The organism is Myxococcus sp. CA033 (assembly GCF_013336625.1).
Classification (GTDB): Bacteria; Myxococcota; Myxococcia; order Myxococcales; family Myxococcaceae; genus Myxococcus; species Myxococcus llanfairpwllgwyngyllgogerychwyrndrobwllllantysiliogogogochensis.
Window position 1 is genome coordinate 167,893 of record NZ_JABUMU010000021.1, and the last position, 16,955, is coordinate 184,847.

Genomic DNA, 16,955 nt, shown 5'->3' on the forward strand with positions numbered 1-16,955 from the left:
AAAGAGAGAGTCGTAATACGTGAATTTGCGGTGAACTGCGGCCTCGTGGCTCCACGGAGAAGGAGGGGGCCGGCGAACTCCCGGCCCCCTCGGAGTCAGCGCACTACCAGATGCAGGACGGAATGCCGGGGAGCAGCGGGAACGAGGAGAGCGCGCCATCCGGCACGACGCCATCCGCGGTGACTCCGGTCACTTCGCCCTTCCACATGGTGGGAGAGCTGGAGCGATACCCCATGTAGTACACGGTGCTGCTCGAGCGCTCGCGGAGGAGCGTTCCGCAATACACCTCGTTGGTGTACTGACCCACCGTGCCCAGGGGAACGACCTTCACGGCGGACGAGCCGCCGAAGTAGGCGAGGTCCGCGGGGGTGGTGACGGGGAACACCGCGCCCGCGACGAAGAGATAGATGTCGCTCGACGTGCGGTCCTGGATCAGCGCGCTGTACACGAGCATGGGGAAGACGTCCCGCGACCCGGTCGGGACGTTGTTGACGCTCGTGGTGTCATCCCAGAAGCCCAGCTCCGTGGGATTCGGAACCCACCAGTCCTTCGCGCCCACCACGACGTAGATGGCTGTCTCGCTGAGCTCGCGGATCAGCGTGCCGTCTCTGGGAATCACTTCATAGGTGTTGATGGTGGCCTGGGGCTGCGTCACCGAGGGGGCGAAGACGTAGTGGATCCACTCCCCAGCGGGAATGAGGAACCTCGCGCCACCCGCCACCACATAGCGGTTCGTGGTGTCGGAGGCGCGAAGGACATGACCGTCAGCGTAGGGCGCATAGCCCGCGAGTGCCTGGGCACCGAAGAGGCCCAACCCCAGGGCGATCAAACGAGGAATGAATGCAAGGAACGAGGCAACGCGCACAGGGATTCTCCGTTCAAGACGTGTGTGCCGCCGAGAGGGGCCGGCCCGACTCGATGACAAAGGGGATACGCCGCCAGCCTTTGGCTTCGGTCGTATCCCTTTCACGGTTTGTCGATGTGCGAGGTGCTTCCGCGATTGCTGAAAATTCGTCCCTGACGAGACCTGGCCGCTACTCGCCCACCGCGACGTAGCGCTCATCCTCGTCGTAGTTGCGCTGGTTGCCCGCCGCCACGGTGTCCGCCAGCTTCGCCACCAGCTTCGCCCCCTCCGGGGTGAGCGTGTTCTCCGTCACGTCCAGGTGCTTGAGGTGTTTGAACGCCTCGGCATTGTCCGCGAGCACCTTCGCGCCCACGTCAGACAGACAGCCCATGGACAGGTCCAGCTTCTCGAGCTGGGGGAGCACCTTCGCGGTGGGCAACGCCTTCGCCAGCTCGTCCGTGAACTCCGCGTTGCACAAGCCCAGGGCCTTGAGGGCTGGCAATGGACTTGACGACCGCCAACGGCAGACGCCCTGTCTCGAGGGTGAAGTCGCGCAGCTCTGGCAGGTCCATTTCGCCCACGTCCAGGGCCGCGCCGCGCAGCCGCAGCGAGCGCAGGTGGGGCAGCGCCGCGTAGAGCCCCGAGACGCCGTTCAGGTAGGTCCAGGAGATTTCCAATTCCCTGGGGTAGTCGAAGTCGCCGAGGAAGAGGCTCTGAATCGTCGATGAGCCTTTGGCCTGGATGATGGCCTGGGTGACGTCTTCGTAGTCGTTCCCCCCGTCCGCCGTCACGATGCCGACGCTGAGTGACTTGAGGAATCGCGCGGAGGGGTGGGCAAGCAGCGTCGACACCGTCTCCGATACATCGAGCGTGGAGTTGAATTCCTTGCGACCCACTCTCGCGGCGCGGATGAACCCCAGGTGCCACTCCAGCGAGAGTTCCTCATCGGCCCACGGTGTCGCCAGCGAGCCGAGCAGCAGCGCCTGGTGCTTCTGGATGAGCGCCGTCACCCGGCGTTTGAGGTCGCTGGCCTCCGCGCCTTCGGCCTTCGACGCCGCGTGCTGGAGCGCGATGAGTTCACCGCGCGGGTCGCCCTGGCTCTGGAGCCAGTCTCCATAGACGAGGTACGTTTCTACGTTGTCCGGGTCCTTGAGGAGGGTGGCTTCGAACTCCGGATTGGATTTGCCCTCCGGCGTGCTCTCGCTGAGCTCGTTGGAGCTTGCTTCCTCGACCTCGTCCCGCGCCATGGCTGTCCACTCCCGCGCCGAACGTGGCGCGCCTCGGACCAGACGCTAGTGAGGTGGACCGTCACATGGCGAGGAGAACAGCGCCCCGGTGAGATATCTGGCGCCATTCTCCTCATGACCGCAGTCACCGTCGGGGCGCCTGCTGCGTGCCTCCTGGAGCCAGCACCTCCCTGGGAAGTCCATGGGTTGCGAGGCCGTCCTGGGGAGGCATGTATGGGCCTCCGGGTGGCATCGTCGTGCCTGCGCACCCGGAGGGGAGCTACAGGCGGCTCAGGGGATGACGATGTGCGAGTGCATGCCGCGCCCGTCATATGGCGTGGCGCCGCAGCGGGCACGGGCCCAGTCGCCATTCACCGCGGAGCAGATGCGGAAGGCCTGGATGTTGGAGGAGGGCACGTTGATGCCGGGCGTGTCGCAGCGCCCCAGGTAGGTCCAGGAGAGGCTCTTGTTGACGGAGGTGACGCCGATGCAGGGGCCAATCCACGCGCCGGTGTCTCGTCGCTGCACGTCGATGGAGTACTGAGCGGTGGTCTCCTCCTCGCTCCAGCTCAAGTCCACGAAGGGCGTGTAGCCACCCGGCAGGTCCAGGGTGACGTCGTCGGAGATGCCGTCATAGGCCCGCTCGACGAAGGGGCCCCAGACGTTGTTGTTCGAATAGAAGATGCGGAAGGCGGCGATGTCGCCTTTGGTCACCACGCGGTCTCCAGCGCTGCGGCACACCCCGTCGAAGACGGTCTTGTTGGCCTGTCCCAGGACGGCCACGGAGAGGCACGGGCCAACCACCGTGCCGTCGCGCAGCACGACGTCGAGCGAGTAGCTGTACCCGGTCAGCTTGTTCCACCGGACGTTCACCTGGTTGAGCGAGTGCAGCGAGCCGTCCGGCTTGAAGGCGACGCGTTGTTTGTACGTGCTGCGCGAGGTGAGGTTGCCCGAGGCGTCGAAGGCGCCGACGTGGAAGACGTTGAAGTACTCACCCCGGCGCTCGACGATGACGTTGTGGCCGTGGCTCTGCACCAGCCTGCCAGCGGCGTTGCGCAGGGGCTGGGAGAGTCGCCGCACCGCCCGTGCTCGCGTGAGCTGGGGGATGGAGTCTCCCATCACATAATACATGGCGTACTGGCTGTTGTACCAACCACCGCTGAGGAGCAGGTAGTACTGGCCGTTGCGCTTGAAGACCTCGGGGGCCTCGTTGATGCCTTCCTCGTAGGCGGGCGTCGAGAAGATGGCCGGGCCCGCGTGGTTGTAGACGGTGCCCGGGGCGGCGGTGTTGAAGGAGGAGATGTTGTTGCCCCGGTCGAACCAGACATAGAAGAACCAGCGGCCCGATGTGTCATTGAACGTGGCCGAGTCGATGCGGATGTTCCGGTTGCAGCCCTGCGGCAGGCACGCGGTGCCGGTGGAGGTGCGAGGCCAGGTGGTGTTGGCGTTGATGGGCTGGGGCGCGCCGAACTGGAGGTTCAGGTCGGGGGCGGTGGCCACGAAGGTGGTCACCTCCTGGCCGGACGGAGGACACGCGGCGCCGTTGGGGACCCGGTGCGCCGAGAAGTACAGCTGGTACACGCCTTCGTATTTGCCGAGGTCCGGGGCCCAGAGGAAGCAATAGTCATACACGGGGTCGGCCACGGACGGGTCATAGGAGCGCTTGAGCTGGAAGCTCGTCAGGTCTCGCGTCTCGTAGATGGGCAACTGCCACCCGTTGCCGGTGCCGGAAAGGAAGAACAGGTCATCGTGTTCCTTGTAGACGTCGGGGTCCGCCATCCCCGGGACGAGCAGTGTGCGCCGTCCGTAGTCGCCACCGCGCGTGGCGCAGGCGGCGTCGGTGAAGCCCTCGTCACAGATGCAGCGCGCGGTGCCTGCCTCGTCACGACAGACGCCATGACCGCTGCAGGTGACGCCGTCGCAGACGCCAGCGAGGGCGTGCGATGTCGAGTGAACCTCTTGTTTGGGCTCCAGCTCCGGTGACGATTCACCCCCACATCCGACGAAGACCAGGAAGAGCGCGGACAGCGGGACGACGACACGTGCGATGTGCATGGACTTCCTCCTGGGAGCAGCGTCGCAGGAATGAGGCGTCGGATCATGCATCTGTAGAAAGAGCGCCTCTCGTCATCCCGCCCGGTCCACGGGACGCCTCGGACGTCGGGTGTGATCCCACGCTCCTCGGACATGAGATCAGACCTTCTCGAAGAAGGCGATCAGGCGGCTCGTCACCTCTTCGCCTCCGTCTCCACACGAAGGGACGTGCGGGCAAGACGCCCAAGGACGTCTGCGTCGTCGGGGCGCTGCCCACCTGCGGGCGACTCAGCGTCGAATCTGTGATGGGTTTGTGCTGACTCATGCATGGTTTTGGCTGTGCGAAGCTACGGGCATTGTGCCGAATCGGCAGGAATCTTACCGCGGTCATGAATTGGCAATTGACAGGCCACCATCGGGGCGTTATGAATTTCACTGCGGGTGAATAAAAACAGCCCGCGTTCAACGTCAGTCTAGCTTGGTGCCCGCGAGCTCCGCGCAAGCCGTCGCGAGGCCGTGGTGCGTCCTTTCAGGGGGGAACTCAATGAAACACAAATCAATTTCGCTCGTCATCATGATCACGGGGGCCGGTTTGCTCGGCCTCATCGGCGGTTGCAGCCCGATTTCCGTCGAAGACAATGACGCGTACGTCGGTTCGGCCGACTCCGCCCTCACCGCCGACCAGTGCGATTACTTCGACGTCAATGGTAAGGTCCATATCTGCCACAAGACCAGCTCGACGACTCATCCCTACACAATCGTCCGTGTTAGCGAGCAGGCGTGTATCAACGCGCACAGCGCTCACGACGGCGACTACGTCACCAGCCTCGACCCGACCTCGCCGATCTACGACCCGACGTGCAGCGGCCAGGGCTGCCTGTCCGTGAACGCGCCGTGCGACGCCACGGTCCCCTGTTGCGACGGCCTCACGTGCCAGAGCGGCACCTGCGTCGACGTCAACGAGTGCGTCGCCGGTACCGACAACTGTAGCGAAAACGCCACCTGTACCAACACCGTGGGCTCCTTCACCTGCGCCTGCAATGCGGGCTACGAGGGCGACGGCGTGACCTGCACCAACATTGACGAGTGCGCCGCAAGCCCCTGCCTGAACGGCGGCACCTGCATCGACGGCGTGGGTAGCTACACCTGCGAGTGCGCGCCTACCTACGAGGGGCCCAACTGCCAGGATTGCTCCGGCACCCTCGGGGACTGCAACGGGGACTCGTCCGACGGCTGCGAGGTGAATCTCCAGAGCGACGCCGATAGCTGTGGCGCCTGCGGCATCGTGTGCGCGACGGGCCAGATCTGCTCGAACGCCACCTGCCAGGCCGCCCCCCCCGGCCAGGTCCCCGGCACGCCGGTCAGCACCCCCGCGAACCACAACCCGCTGGCCCCGGCGGTCGCCGATGTGAATGGCGACGGCAAGCTCGACATCCTGGTGGCCAACGCCGAATCCGGGTCGATCCTGTTCCCCTCTGGCTCGCTTTCCGTTTTCCTGGGGAACGGCGACGCCAGCGTCCAGCCGGAGGTCAACTACGGGAGCGCCTCGCTCTCCAGCAACGCGGTCGTGGCCGTGGACGTGGACGGCGACGGGTGGCTCGACGCCGTCACCGTCAACGGACAGACCAACCTGCTCCTCATCAACGGAAACATCAGCGTGTACAAGAACCTGGGCCCGAGCGCGCCCGGGACCTTCGGCGCGCCCACGAGTTTCACCACCGGCACCCCGGGCTCCGTCCACCTCTGCACCGGGGACTTCAATCACGACGGGGTGGCTGACATCGCCACGACAAGCGTGACCCTGAGCCAGGTGAGCGTGCTCTTCGGTACCGGCGCGGGCAGCTTCGGCGCGCCGACGTTCATCGGCATCCCGAACACCGGCGGCGCGCAGTCGACCATCGCCTGCCGTGACCTGAACAGCGATGGCGTCTCCGATATCGTGGTGACGAGCCCCGCCAGCGCACGCCTGTCGATCCTCATCAACCAGGGCGACGGCTCGTTCGCCGCACCCGTCGCCTACAGCAATTCCGCCAGCGGCCAGACGGCGGGCATCGCCTTCGGCGACGCCAACGGCGACGGCACGCTCGACATCCTCTCGAACGGCGCGGCCGGCCGGTTCCTCTTCTTCTTCAGAGGGAACGGCAATGGCACCTTCGCGAGCGGCGTGCAGTCAACCGCCGCGGCCAATACGGCCGCCAACTCGGCGCTGGGCGTCGTGGCCGATGACTTCAATGGCGATGGCAAGCTCGACGCCTACATCCTCGTGACAGCGGCCTCGGGCGGCGTCCGCCCGATGACCGGCAACGGCAACGGAGGCTTCACCGCGGGCACCGTCGTCACGACCGGCGCCTCGCCTGGCCTCAACGCCATCGCCACCGCGGACATGGACGCGGATGGGTACGCCGATCTCATCCTGACCAACAGGGGCTCCGGCACCGTGACCGTGGTCCCGAACGGACTCTGAGGAGCTGTCCGCGATGCCGCAGTGGGGCGGTGTGCCCTGATTTCAGCGCGGTCTCGATAGGAGAATCGGTGCGCCGCGTGTTTCGCGCGCGGCGCACCGGGTGAGAGTCCCCTGTTCGAGGAGCTCCGCAATCGGCCGGCCTCCTGAAAGCTGCTGACGGGCAAACGGATACGGTAGGACCGGGCATGCAGCGCGCCGCAATCCGATTGTGCTCACCACGGGCATCGCGAAGAAGGGTGAACGCTTGGTGGGGGTGTCCCCTCGGTATGCGTGCGAGCTCGAGAGCGGAGGCTGGAGAGGGGTGCCCGCGAGAAGTAGGGTGGGCGCATGCTCAAGATCGACCGCTTCTCGCGAGTCGACAAGATGGCGCGCGGCATCACGCGTGACCTGCGCGTGAACTGGGCGCTCGAAGAGATCGGAATGCCATACGAGATCGTGGGCATGGATCACCCCAACCACGACCTGGACTCACCGGAGTTCCGCGCGAAGAACCCGTTCGGGCAGCTTCCCGTGATCGACGACAACGGCGTCGTGGTCACCGCCATCTTCCGGGCCATCCGCTCCTTCGGGGTGCGTCCCGCGGGCAGACGGCCGCTGACTTTCGGTGGCGCTTCCCCATGCTTCTGGCGGCCGGTAGCGATGGATGGCTCGACGCCAACTGACTCCAGCCAGTGGACATTCTTCGCGGAGAAGTAGCCTGCGTCCGCGCTCAGCTTTCGGGGCACCGCTTCGAGGTGGGCGGCTGCCCGGTCCAACATTGAGCATCCTCATCCCCGGCCGGGCAAGCCCTCGCTACGAATACCGCGACAGGCTCTTCGCTGGATGAGCACGTATCCTGGAGAGTTCATTCCGTCGGCGGGAATCCATGTCTGGCAATGCAAGTCATAGGCCTTCATCCGTTCAAGGAGCGCGTCCTTCACCCTGTTCTCGTGGCCCGTGTTGACTTGGATCTTGAACCAGCTCTTGGCCATGATGTCTCGCTCTCCTGGGCGGTTCCGCCGCACGCAACGCGGTCTCCTCCCGCACTGTTAATCATGCAGCCTTGGAAAGAGCGCCTCTCGGTCAACGGGACGCCCCGGGCGTCGGGTGCGGTCCCACGCTCCTCGGACATGGGCTCAGACCTTCTCGAAGAAGGCGACCAGGCGGCTTGCGACGAGCTCACTGTCGAGGTCACGGTCGATGCTGACCCTGACCACGAAGCCTTGAACGGCCGTGACGACGGCGTCGGAAATCTCGTCCGCGGCAGTGTCCGGATTCCTCGTTCTTGCTCGCGCGGGAGCCTGACACCAGGGCAGCAACGCTGACCGCACGAGTGCGCGAAACTCGATCACACTGTCCCGAGCGATCTCTTCAATCTCCGCGTCGCGAGGCACGTCCGCCCATATCTGAAGGAGGGTCTGCGCGTGCGCCTTGTCGCTCCTCGACCGCAGCAGGTGCGCGAGGACGCTGGCGGGAGTGCGCTCCGCGGGCAGCTCGTCACTCACCGTCGCGACCAGCTCGCTCAGCGCCATCGAGGCGGCGAAGCGCAAGAGCTCGGCCTTGCTCGTGAAGTGCGAGTAGACCGAGCCGGCGGATGAGCCCGCCTCGCGGATGATGTCCGCCATCGAGGTGCTGGTGACGCCCTGACGAGCGAAGCAGCGCATGGCTGCAGCCGCGATGCTCTCGCGCCGCCGCTGCCTTGAACCTTCGCTCAGCTTGGGCATGACGGAAGATTAATCCCACTCACGACAGATTCGTCACGCCTCCGTTCGACTTGACAAACAGAATGAACGTTCTTTATGTCGAGGAGGTCGGGAGCGCGGATATCCATGTCCGGGGCCCGAAGGGCGAGGACCGGCACGGGGCTGGTCCCTGGTTGAAGAGACACGAGGAGTTCGTCATGAGCGATGACCAGAAGGTGTTCGTACCGTCCCAGCCGTTGAAGCCGGGCGCCAGGTACGGCGTCTTGAGTGGGTTCGAACCAGGCACGCGAACCCTGCCGGCCGGATTCAAGATCGCGCCCCCGTTCCAGTCGGTGCCGGTCGAAATCGTCCTCGAGAAGGACGTTGCCGTCACCTTGAGGGACGGCGTGAAGATCTACGTCGATGTGCTTCGCCCCGCCGGAACGCAGAAGGTGCCGGTCATCGTGGCATGGAGCCCGTACGGGAAGGGCCAGGGGACCTCCCCGAGCGTGATGGGCATCTTCCAGATGGTCGGGCTCGACAACGGGATTGTGTCGGGGCTGGAGAAGTTCGAGGGGCCGGACCCGGCGTACTGGTGCGCGCGGGGCTACGCGATCTGCAATCCCGACATTCGGGGCGTGGCCGAGTCCGACGGGGACAGCGTCATCTGGGATCGCCAGGAGGGACGCGACTGCTACGACCTGATCGAGTGGCTGGCCGTCCAGGAGTGGTGCACCGGTAAGGTCGCGATGAGCGGGACGTCCTATCTCGCGGTGTCGCAGTGGTTCACCGCCGCCGAACAGCCCCCGCACCTCGCGGCGATCAACCCCTGGGAGGGCGTCAGTGACGTCTACAGGGACCTCGTCCTGCGCGGCGGCATGCCTGACACGGGGTTCGCGAGGCAGCTGCAGGACAACAGTTACTGGGGCAAGGGGCGCAAAGAGGACCTCCTCGCGGAGGCCGAGCGGTATCCCCTCATGACCGAACTGTGGGAGAACAAGATCCCGCGCTTCGACCAGATCACCGTTCCGGCATACGTGGTGGCCAGCTACTCGAACACCCTGCACACGGCGGGCACGTTCCGCGCATGGCGCCGGATGGCCTCGAAGGAGAAGTGGCTCCGCATCCACAACTCCCAGGAGTGGCCCGACTACTACGACGAAGCGAACAGGGAGGAGCTGCGCCGCTTCTTCGACCGCTACCTGAAGGGCGAGGACAACGGGTGGGAGCAGACGCCGCGCGTCCGGTACTCGGTCCTGGATCTCGAAGGCGGCGATCAGGTCGCGGTCGGTGCGGGCGAGTTCCCCCCGAAGGACGTCACGCCGACGAAGTACTACCTCGACGGCCGCTCGCGCGCCTTGACCACGACAGCCCCGAGCGCTGAAGCGACGGCGGTCTACGACGTGAGCTCCAACCCCGATGCGGTGTCGTTCATCACGCGCTTCGACAAGGAGACCGTCCTGGTCGGCTACCCGAAGGCGTACCTCTGGGTCGAAGCACGCGGCTCGGACGACATGGACCTCTTCATCCTCGTCCAGAAGCTCGATGCGTACGGCACGCCCCTGCAGCAGTTCACCGTGCCCAACCAGAGCGCGCTGGTGCAGGACATCACCGAGCGCGGCGCATCGATTCTCCGGTACAAGGGCTCGGACGGACGCCTGCGTGTCTCTCTGCGCCACCTGGACGAGACGCTGTCGACCGATGCGGTGCCCGCCCACAGCTTCGACAGAGTCGAGAAGCTCTCACCTGGTGAGGTCGTCGAGGTCGAAATCGATCTGCTCCCGATCGGCCTCGCGTTCCACTCCGGCGAACAGCTCCGCTTCGTCATCAGCGGCAGGAGCCTTCTGGGAACGATGATGCCCGGAATCCGCGAGTACACGCCTGCCAACAGCGGACAGCACGTCGTCCACACCGGCGGCAAGCACGCCTCCTATCTGCAACTGCCCGTCCAGGCGAGGCGTCAAGGAACGGCAGTCAAGGGGTGATCGACCCAACGAGAGACGATGGCTTTTGGCTGTCGACCTCGTGTCCGTTCCCACTGTCTTGCTTTCAAGCTTCGACACGGCCCGGACCTGGTCCGTGGGGTTAAGTCCCGCTGACTCAGGTGCAGCGGAAGCACCACGGGCCCGGGGCGTCCTGCTGGAACGCCATCCGGGCCCGCGCTGTGATTCACCTTCGGGGGCTCGACTCGAGCCCCAATACAAATCAGCTCAGCGAGGGCGCTTGCTCTCCTGGAACGTCACCTCGAGCGGGACTTCCTTGCCCTCGCGCAGCACTCGCGCCTCCACCGTCTCACCCGGCATGGAGGAGTTGAGCACGAACATCAGGTCCTCCACGCCGCCGATGACGTGCTTGCCCAGTCGCACGAGGATGTCACCCCGCAGCATTCCAGCCTGGTCCGCCGCGCCTCCCGCGCGCACTCCCGCGAGCAACATGCCCTTCTGCCCGTTGGGCGGGCCCGCATAGTCAGGCACCGTGCCCAGCGACGCGTTGAAGCTGCGGAGGTCTCCGCGCGGAGTGGGGGAGGGGACCTTGCGATACGTCAGCGCCGCCGTCCCATCCAGGCCCACCGTCACTGCCGACACGATGCGCGCCACCTGCGCGGTGCCCACCGCGTTGATGCCCTCCACCGTGTCCGTGGGCTTGTGGTAGTCCGAGTGCGCTCCCGTGAAGAAGTGCAGCACCGGCACGCCCGCCGCGTAGAAGGGCGAGTGGTCGCTCGGGCCGTACCCGTCACCGCTCGGGTTGCAGGTGACGCGAGCCTCGTCGCACGCGCGCGCGAGCAGCGGCCCCCACTCGGTGGCGGACTCGGCGCCCAGCACCGACAGGCCACCGGACCGCAGCCGGCCCACCATGTCCAGGTTCAGCATCGCGGTGACCTGCTTCATCCCCGCGTCCCCCCGCTGCCGGGTGAAGTGCGTGGAGCCGAGCAGGCCCGTCTCCTCACCCGAGAACGCGAGGAAGAGCACGTCGTGCTTCAGCTCCGCGCGGCGCTCCTTCAGCGTGCGGGCAATTTCCAACAGCGCCGCGACGCCCGAGGCGTTGTCATCCGCGCCGCCATGCGCCTCGTGCCGGTCCGGCATCAGCGAGCCACGTCCACCGAAGCCCAGGTGGTCATAGTGCGCGCCCACCACGACGAGGCCCGGCAGCTTGCCCTCGCCCGCCTCCAGCACCGCCGCGACGTTGAAGGCCGCGCGCTGCTCGAACTCGAGCTTCACGTCCACCTGCGCGTCCACGCGCTTGCGCGCCAGCAGCGAGCCCATCACCGGCTCCATCGCCGCGCGCTTCACCACGACGACCGGGAGCCCCGCGTCGCCCACGCCCTCGGGATGCAGGACGGGCAGGGTCGCCTCGGGAGGCATCCGCCACTCCTTGGGCGCGGGCGTGGGAGCCTGGGGCCAGTCCACGACGATGAGCGCCTTCGCGCCACGCTGCGCCGCCTGCCAGGCCTTGTAGCGGAGGTCACCGAAGCGGCGCTGCTTGTCCGTGTCGGAGAACTCGGGGGCGTCCGGGACGAAGCGGCGCACCACGACAATCTTCCCCTTCACCGACAGCTTCGCGTAGTCGTCCACCTTGAGCGACGGCTCCACGATTCCGTAACCCGCGAACACCAGCGCGCCCTGCGCCTGTCCCTGTCCGGAGAAGCCGAGCACCGTGTACGCATCCGTCGGGAGCACCGTCTTCCCGAGTCGCACCTGAGTCCCAGCCCCGGGCTGCACGGCGGTGGTGACGGGGAACGCCTGCCGGAACGTCCCGGTGTCACCCGCGGGCGTCAGACCCAGCTCCTGGAACCGCGTCTCGATGAGTCCTCCGGCGGCCTCAAGGCCCTTCGTGCCGATGCCCCGACCCTCCTGTGCGGGCGCCGCGAGGAAGGAGACGTCCTCGCGGATGCGGTCCGCGGCGGCCGACGGCGCACCCGAGGCCGGCTTCACGTCATCCACCCAGCGGGCAATGAACAGGTTGGTGTCGCTCTTTCCCTGCGCGGTGGCGCGGTTGCTGGAGAAGGCCAGCCACTTGCCGTCCGGCGAGAACATGGGGAAGCCGTCGAAGCCCGGCGCATACGTGATGCGCTCCAGGTTGGAGCCATCCACGTCCACCGCCCAGATGTCGAACTCACGGCCCTTGGGGTCGCCGTGGTTGGACGCGAACAGGATGCGCCGGCCATTGGGGTGGAAGAAGGGTGCGAAGGCGGCGCCGTTCAGCCAGGTGATCTGCTTCGCCTCCGAGCCGTCCGCGTTGGCCACGTACAGCTCCAGCTTCGTCGGCCGCACCAGTCCGCGCTTGAGCAGCCCCTGGTAGTCGTCCAGCGCCTTGCCGGCCTGCGGACGCGACGCGCGCCACACAATCTTGGAGCAGTCCGCGTTGAAGAACGCGCCGCCGTCATAGCCGGGCGTGTGCGTCAGCCGCTTCACGTTCTTCCCGTCGCGGTCCATCCGGTACAGCTCCAGGTCGCCATCCCGCACGGACGTGAAGATGATGGAGCCGTCCTTGCCGCAGACGGTGCCCTCCGCGTCGTAGCCCGGCGTCTCCGTCAGCCGCGTCAGCCCGCTGCCATCCGCGTTCGACTTGAAGATGTCGTACGTGTCGTACAGGGCCCAGACGTAGCCCATGGAGTGGTCGGGCTTGGGCGGGCACGCCTCGCCACCCAGGTGCGTGGAGGCGTAGATGACCGCCTGGTCGCCGGGCAGGAAGTGCGCGCACGTCGTCGCGCCCTGGCCGCTGGAGACCGGCGTCACCGTGGCGGCGGCGCCGCTCGTGGGGTCCACCGCCATCCGGTAGATGCGGTCACACCCCATTCCCTCGTGCCGGGCCTGGAGCGAGAGCTGCTTGCCGTCAAAGGACCAGTAGGCCTCGGCGTTCTCTCCGCCGAAGGTCATCTGCCGCAGGTCCGCAAGCCGGACTTCTTCCGGCAGCGCGGGCACCTGGGGCGCGGTGCCAGCGGGGCCGGAGCTCGCCGCGGTCTCGGAGGTCGACGGCGACGTGTTGGAGGGAGTGGCGCAGGACACCAGGGCCAGGAAGGACAGGAGTGCACGCTTCATGGGGCGCGACCATGTCAAAGGCCGCGCCCACACTCAACGGCCGGCTGTTCCTTCTCGCGGCCCTACTGGAGCACCGCGAGCAGGTCTCCGCCCTGGACGGAGGCCTTCAGCGTCGTCGCCACCTCCGCGACGGTGCCCGCGCGAGGGGCGCGCACCACCGTCTCCATCTTCATCGCCTCCAGCGTGACGAGCGGCGCACCCGCGTCCACCTTGGCCCCCGCCTTGATGTGCACGGCGATGACCGTGCCCGGCATGCTCGCGGCGACGTGGTTGGGATTGGCGCGGTCTGCCTGACGGCGCGACTCCACGCGAGCCGCGCGGCTGCGATCCCGCACCTGCACCGTGCGGTTGTGGCCGTTGAGCGCGAAGTAGACGGTGCGCAGGCCGTCCTCGTCCGGCTCGCCCACCGCGGACAGGCTGATGACCAGCGTCTTGCCCGGCTCCAGGTCCACCCAGATCTCCTGGCCCACCTCCATGCCGTAGAAGTAGTTGGGCGTGTCGAGGATGGAGACGTCCTCGTAGCGCGCGGCATCGTCCAGGTAGCCCGCCATGACGCGCGGGTAGAGCGCGCTGGAGATGGCGTCCACGCGCGACAGCGGCTGGCCTGTCTTCTTCGACAGCTCGGCGCGCAGGGCCTCCAGGTCCAACGCGGGGAGGCTCGCGGACGGGCGGCCTTCCACGCGCGGCAGGCCCTTGAGCACCGCGGCGCGCAGATCCTCGGGGAAGCCGTTGGGCGGCTGGCCCAGCTCGCCCCGGAAGTAGCCCACCACGCTGGAGGGGAAGTCCAACCGGGGCGCCTCCGCGATGAGCTTCACGTGCGTCAGCGTGGCGGCCTCCGCCAGCGTGGGCGCGCGCACCATCAGGTCGTTCTTCAGGAGGAAGATGGCGAAGTCGCCCACCATCTTCGACGACGGCGTCACCTTGGGGATGTCACCCACCAGCACGTTGACCAGCGCGAAGGCGTCCTTCACGTCGTTCCATCGGCTGAGCAGGCCCATCTCCGCGACCTGCGGCCGGAGGTTGGAGTACTGACCGCCCGGAATCTCGTGGTAGTAGACCTCGCTCGTCGTGCTCTTGAGGCCGCTTTCGAAGGGGGCGTAGTACTCGCGCACGTCCTCCCAGTAGTTGGCGAGCGGCTGCAGCCGTGCGTTGGCCAGGCCCGTCTCACGCGGATGGCCGCGCAGGGCGCTCACCAGCGCGTTGAGGCTGGGCTGACTGGTGAGGCCCGCCATGCTGCCCAGGGCCACGTCGACGATGTGGACCCCGTGCTCGATGGCCTCCAGGTAGCTGGCGATGCCATTGCCCGCGGTGTCGTGCATGTGCAGGTGGATGGGCAGCTTCGTCACCTCGCGCAGTCGGTCCATCAGCATGGCCGCCGCGCGCGGACGCAACAGGCCCGCCATGTCCTTGATGCACAGGAAGTGCGCGCCCGAGTCCTCGATGCGCTTCGCCAGGTCCGCGTAGTAGTCGAGCGTGTACTTCTTGCGCTTGGGGTTGGCGACGTCGCCCGTGTAGCAGATGGCCACCTCCGCCACCTTGCCCGTCTTGATCACACGGCGGATGGACACGTCCATGCTGCCCAGGTCGTTGAGGCTGTCGAAGATGCGGAAGACGTCCACGCCCGCCTCGGCCGCCTCGTCGATGAACGCCTCCACCACGTTGTTCGGATAGCTGGTGTAGCCCACGGCGTTGGCGCCACGCAGCAGCATCTGGAGCAGCAGGTTGGGCGCCGCGGCCTTCAGCGCCCGCAGCCGGGCCCACGGGTCCTCGTTGAGAAAGCGGTACGCGGTGTCGAACGTCGCGCCGCCCCAGCTCTCCAGGCTGAACAGGTCCGACGCCAGGTGCGCCGTGGCGGGGGCCACCCGCAGCACATCCCGGGTGCGCATGCGCGTCGCCAGCAGCGACTGGTGCGCGTCCCGCATCGTCGTGTCCGTCAGCAGCACGCGCTTCTGCGCGAGCACCCACTCGGCCAGTCCCCGAGGACCCTTCTCCGCGAGAATCTGCGCGGTGCCTCGGGGCGGGGGGCCGGGAGGCGCCACCGGCAGGCGCGGCTCCATGAACTGCGTGGGCTTGAGCCGCTGGTGGCTCTTGATGGTGGGGTGGCCGTTGACGATGACCTCGGCCAGATAGGTGAGCAGCTTGCTGGCGCGGTCTCTCCGGGGCGCCAGGTGGAACAGCTCCGGCGTCTCGTCGATGAAGCGCGTGTAAGTCTTGCCCGCCTGGAAGTCGGGGTGGTGCAGCACGTTCTCCAGGAACGGGAGGTTCGTCTTCACGCCTCGGATGCGGAACTCGCGCAGGGCGCGCTGGCCCTTCATCACCGCGCCCTGGAAGGTGGGCGCGTAGGCGATGACCTTCACCAGCATGGAGTCGTAGAACGGGGAGATGTGCGCGTTGGTGTAGCCGTTCGAGCCATCCAGGCGGATGCCGAAGCCGGTGGCCGCGCGCCAGGCGGTGATGACTCCCGCGTCCGGCATGAAGTTGTTGGATGGGTCCTCCGTGGTGACGCGCAGCTGCACCGCGAAGCCTCGTGGCTGGATGGACTCCTGCGAGGGGATGCCCACCTCGGGGGAGTCCAGCGCGTGGCCCTCCGCGATGCGAATCTGGCTCTGCACCAAGTCCACGCCCGTCACCTGCTCCGTGACGGTGTGCTCCACCTGGAGCCGCGCGTTGCACTCGATGAAGTAGAAGTGGTCGTCGCCGACGAGGAACTCCGCCGTGCCCGCGCTGCTGTAGCCCGCCTCCCTCGCCAGCCGCACCGCCGCGTCGCAGATGGCGTGCTTGAGCGCCGGGGCCAGGTTGGGCGCGGGAGCGATCTCGATGACCTTCTGGTGCCGCCGCTGCACCGAGCAGTCGCGCTCGTGCAGGTGGACCAGCTGCCCATGCAGGTCTCCGAGCAGCTGCACCTCGATGTGCCGCACCCGCTCCAGGAACTTCTCCAGGAACACGGCCGAGGAGCCAAAGGCGCTCTTCGCCTCCGAGCGCGCCGAGGCGAGCGCCGCCTCCAGCTCCTTCTCCTCGCGCACCACGCGCATGCCGCGCCCGCCGCCGCCGTGGGCCGCCTTCACGAGCACCGGACCGCCGTGCGTGGAGAAGAACTCCCGCGCGCGGGCCAGCACCTGGGCGTCGTCACCCTCCAGCGTCGTGCCCGGCACGGTGGGCACGCCGACCTGCTGGGCGAGCGCCTTGGCGGCGACCTTGTCTCCCATGGTCCGCACGACCGCGGAGCGGGGGCCGATGAAGCGGATGCCCCGGCGCTCGCAGGCCTCGGCGAAGTCGGCGTTCTCCGACAGGAAACCGTAGCCCGGGTGGATGGCGTCCACCCCGGCTCGCTCCGCCACGTCGAGGATTTCGTCGATGCCCAGGTAGGCTTCCACGGGGCGCTTGCCGTGACCGACCCGGTAGGCCTCATCGGCCTTGTGGCGGTGCTCATGCGTCCGGTCCTCGTCGCTGTAGATGGCGACGGTGCGGATGCCAAGCTCGTTGCAGGCGCGAAACACGCGGATGGCGATCTCACCGCGGTTGGCGCACAGCACTTTCTGGATGGGTCGGATGGGGGCGGAAGCCATGGCTGGGTAGAGGGGATAGGGCGCTTCCCCCTCCCAGCGCAACTGGCCCGTTTCGGGACGTCGGTTTCAAGTCAGTGCATGGCGGTCTTGACGGTGCGGAGCCGACCGGAACAAATCGGGG

General features: G+C 67.1%; 11 protein-coding genes. 3 read left to right on the top strand and 8 right to left on the bottom strand.

Annotated features, from left to right (window positions below; genetic code table 11):
• Positions 1 to 103 precede the first annotated feature (103 nt).
• The 4 genes from HUA78_RS34670 to HUA78_RS34680 form a co-directional block, all read right to left on the bottom strand.
• On the bottom strand, positions 104 to 865 hold the full coding sequence (locus HUA78_RS34670; RefSeq protein WP_174458319.1) for a hypothetical protein: 762 nt from the start codon (positions 863 to 865) through the stop codon (positions 104 to 106).
• A 169-nt stretch (positions 866 to 1,034) separates the two neighbouring features.
• Positions 1,035 to 1,235 carry a hypothetical protein gene (locus HUA78_RS46840; RefSeq protein ID WP_254624057.1) on the bottom strand — a complete coding sequence of 67 codons (201 nt, stop codon included), beginning with the start codon at positions 1,233 to 1,235 and terminating at the stop codon, positions 1,035 to 1,037.
• Positions 1,219 to 2,091: a TIGR02996 domain-containing protein gene (locus HUA78_RS34675; protein ID WP_254624058.1), complete on the bottom strand. Its 873-nt coding sequence runs from the start codon at positions 2,089 to 2,091 to the stop codon at positions 1,219 to 1,221. The genes HUA78_RS46840 and HUA78_RS34675 overlap by 17 nt, the downstream gene beginning before the upstream one ends.
• A gap of 270 nt (positions 2,092 to 2,361) precedes the next feature.
• Positions 2,362 to 4,125, bottom strand: a complete 1,764-nt coding sequence (locus tag HUA78_RS34680; protein ID WP_254624059.1) for a family 43 glycosylhydrolase — start codon at positions 4,123 to 4,125, stop codon at positions 2,362 to 2,364.
• A 523-nt stretch (positions 4,126 to 4,648) separates the two neighbouring features.
• Here HUA78_RS34680 and HUA78_RS34685 point away from each other — a divergent pair.
• Together HUA78_RS34685 and HUA78_RS34690 are read left to right on the top strand one after the other, a co-directional pair.
• Entirely contained in the window at positions 4,649 to 6,568 is a 1,920-nt protein-coding gene (locus tag HUA78_RS34685; RefSeq protein WP_174478122.1) for an FG-GAP-like repeat-containing protein, read from the top strand.
• 327 nt (positions 6,569 to 6,895) lie between these two features.
• A complete protein-coding gene (locus HUA78_RS34690; protein WP_174478123.1) occupies positions 6,896 to 7,264 on the top strand; it encodes a glutathione S-transferase N-terminal domain-containing protein in 369 nt (122 codons plus the stop codon).
• Between the two features lie 71 nt (positions 7,265 to 7,335).
• On the opposite strand, the gene HUA78_RS34695 is transcribed toward HUA78_RS34690, so the two are convergent.
• Together HUA78_RS34695 and HUA78_RS34700 are read right to left on the bottom strand one after the other, a co-directional pair.
• The gene (locus tag HUA78_RS34695) at positions 7,336 to 7,539 is read right to left on the bottom strand and encodes a transcription termination/antitermination NusG family protein (protein ID WP_174458322.1); all 204 of its coding nucleotides are present in this window, start codon (positions 7,537 to 7,539) and stop codon (positions 7,336 to 7,338) included.
• A gap of 144 nt (positions 7,540 to 7,683) precedes the next feature.
• Positions 7,684 to 8,271, bottom strand: coding sequence for a TetR/AcrR family transcriptional regulator (locus tag HUA78_RS34700; RefSeq protein WP_217442700.1), 588 nt, complete (start codon positions 8,269 to 8,271; stop codon positions 7,684 to 7,686).
• Between the two features lie 215 nt (positions 8,272 to 8,486).
• On the opposite strand from HUA78_RS34700, the gene HUA78_RS34705 reads away from it, so the two are divergent.
• Positions 8,487 to 10,214, top strand: a complete 1,728-nt coding sequence (locus tag HUA78_RS34705; RefSeq protein ID WP_217442701.1) for a CocE/NonD family hydrolase — start codon at positions 8,487 to 8,489, stop codon at positions 10,212 to 10,214.
• 225 nt (positions 10,215 to 10,439) lie between these two features.
• On the opposite strand, the gene HUA78_RS34710 is transcribed toward HUA78_RS34705, so the two are convergent.
• The gene (locus HUA78_RS34710; protein WP_174478126.1) at positions 10,440 to 13,268 is read right to left on the bottom strand and encodes a M20/M25/M40 family metallo-hydrolase; all 2,829 of its coding nucleotides are present in this window, start codon (positions 13,266 to 13,268) and stop codon (positions 10,440 to 10,442) included.
• 62 nt (positions 13,269 to 13,330) lie between these two features.
• Positions 13,331 to 16,834, bottom strand: coding sequence for a pyruvate carboxylase (locus HUA78_RS34715; RefSeq protein ID WP_174458326.1), 3,504 nt, complete (start codon positions 16,832 to 16,834; stop codon positions 13,331 to 13,333).
• Positions 16,835 to 16,955 lie beyond the last annotated feature (121 nt).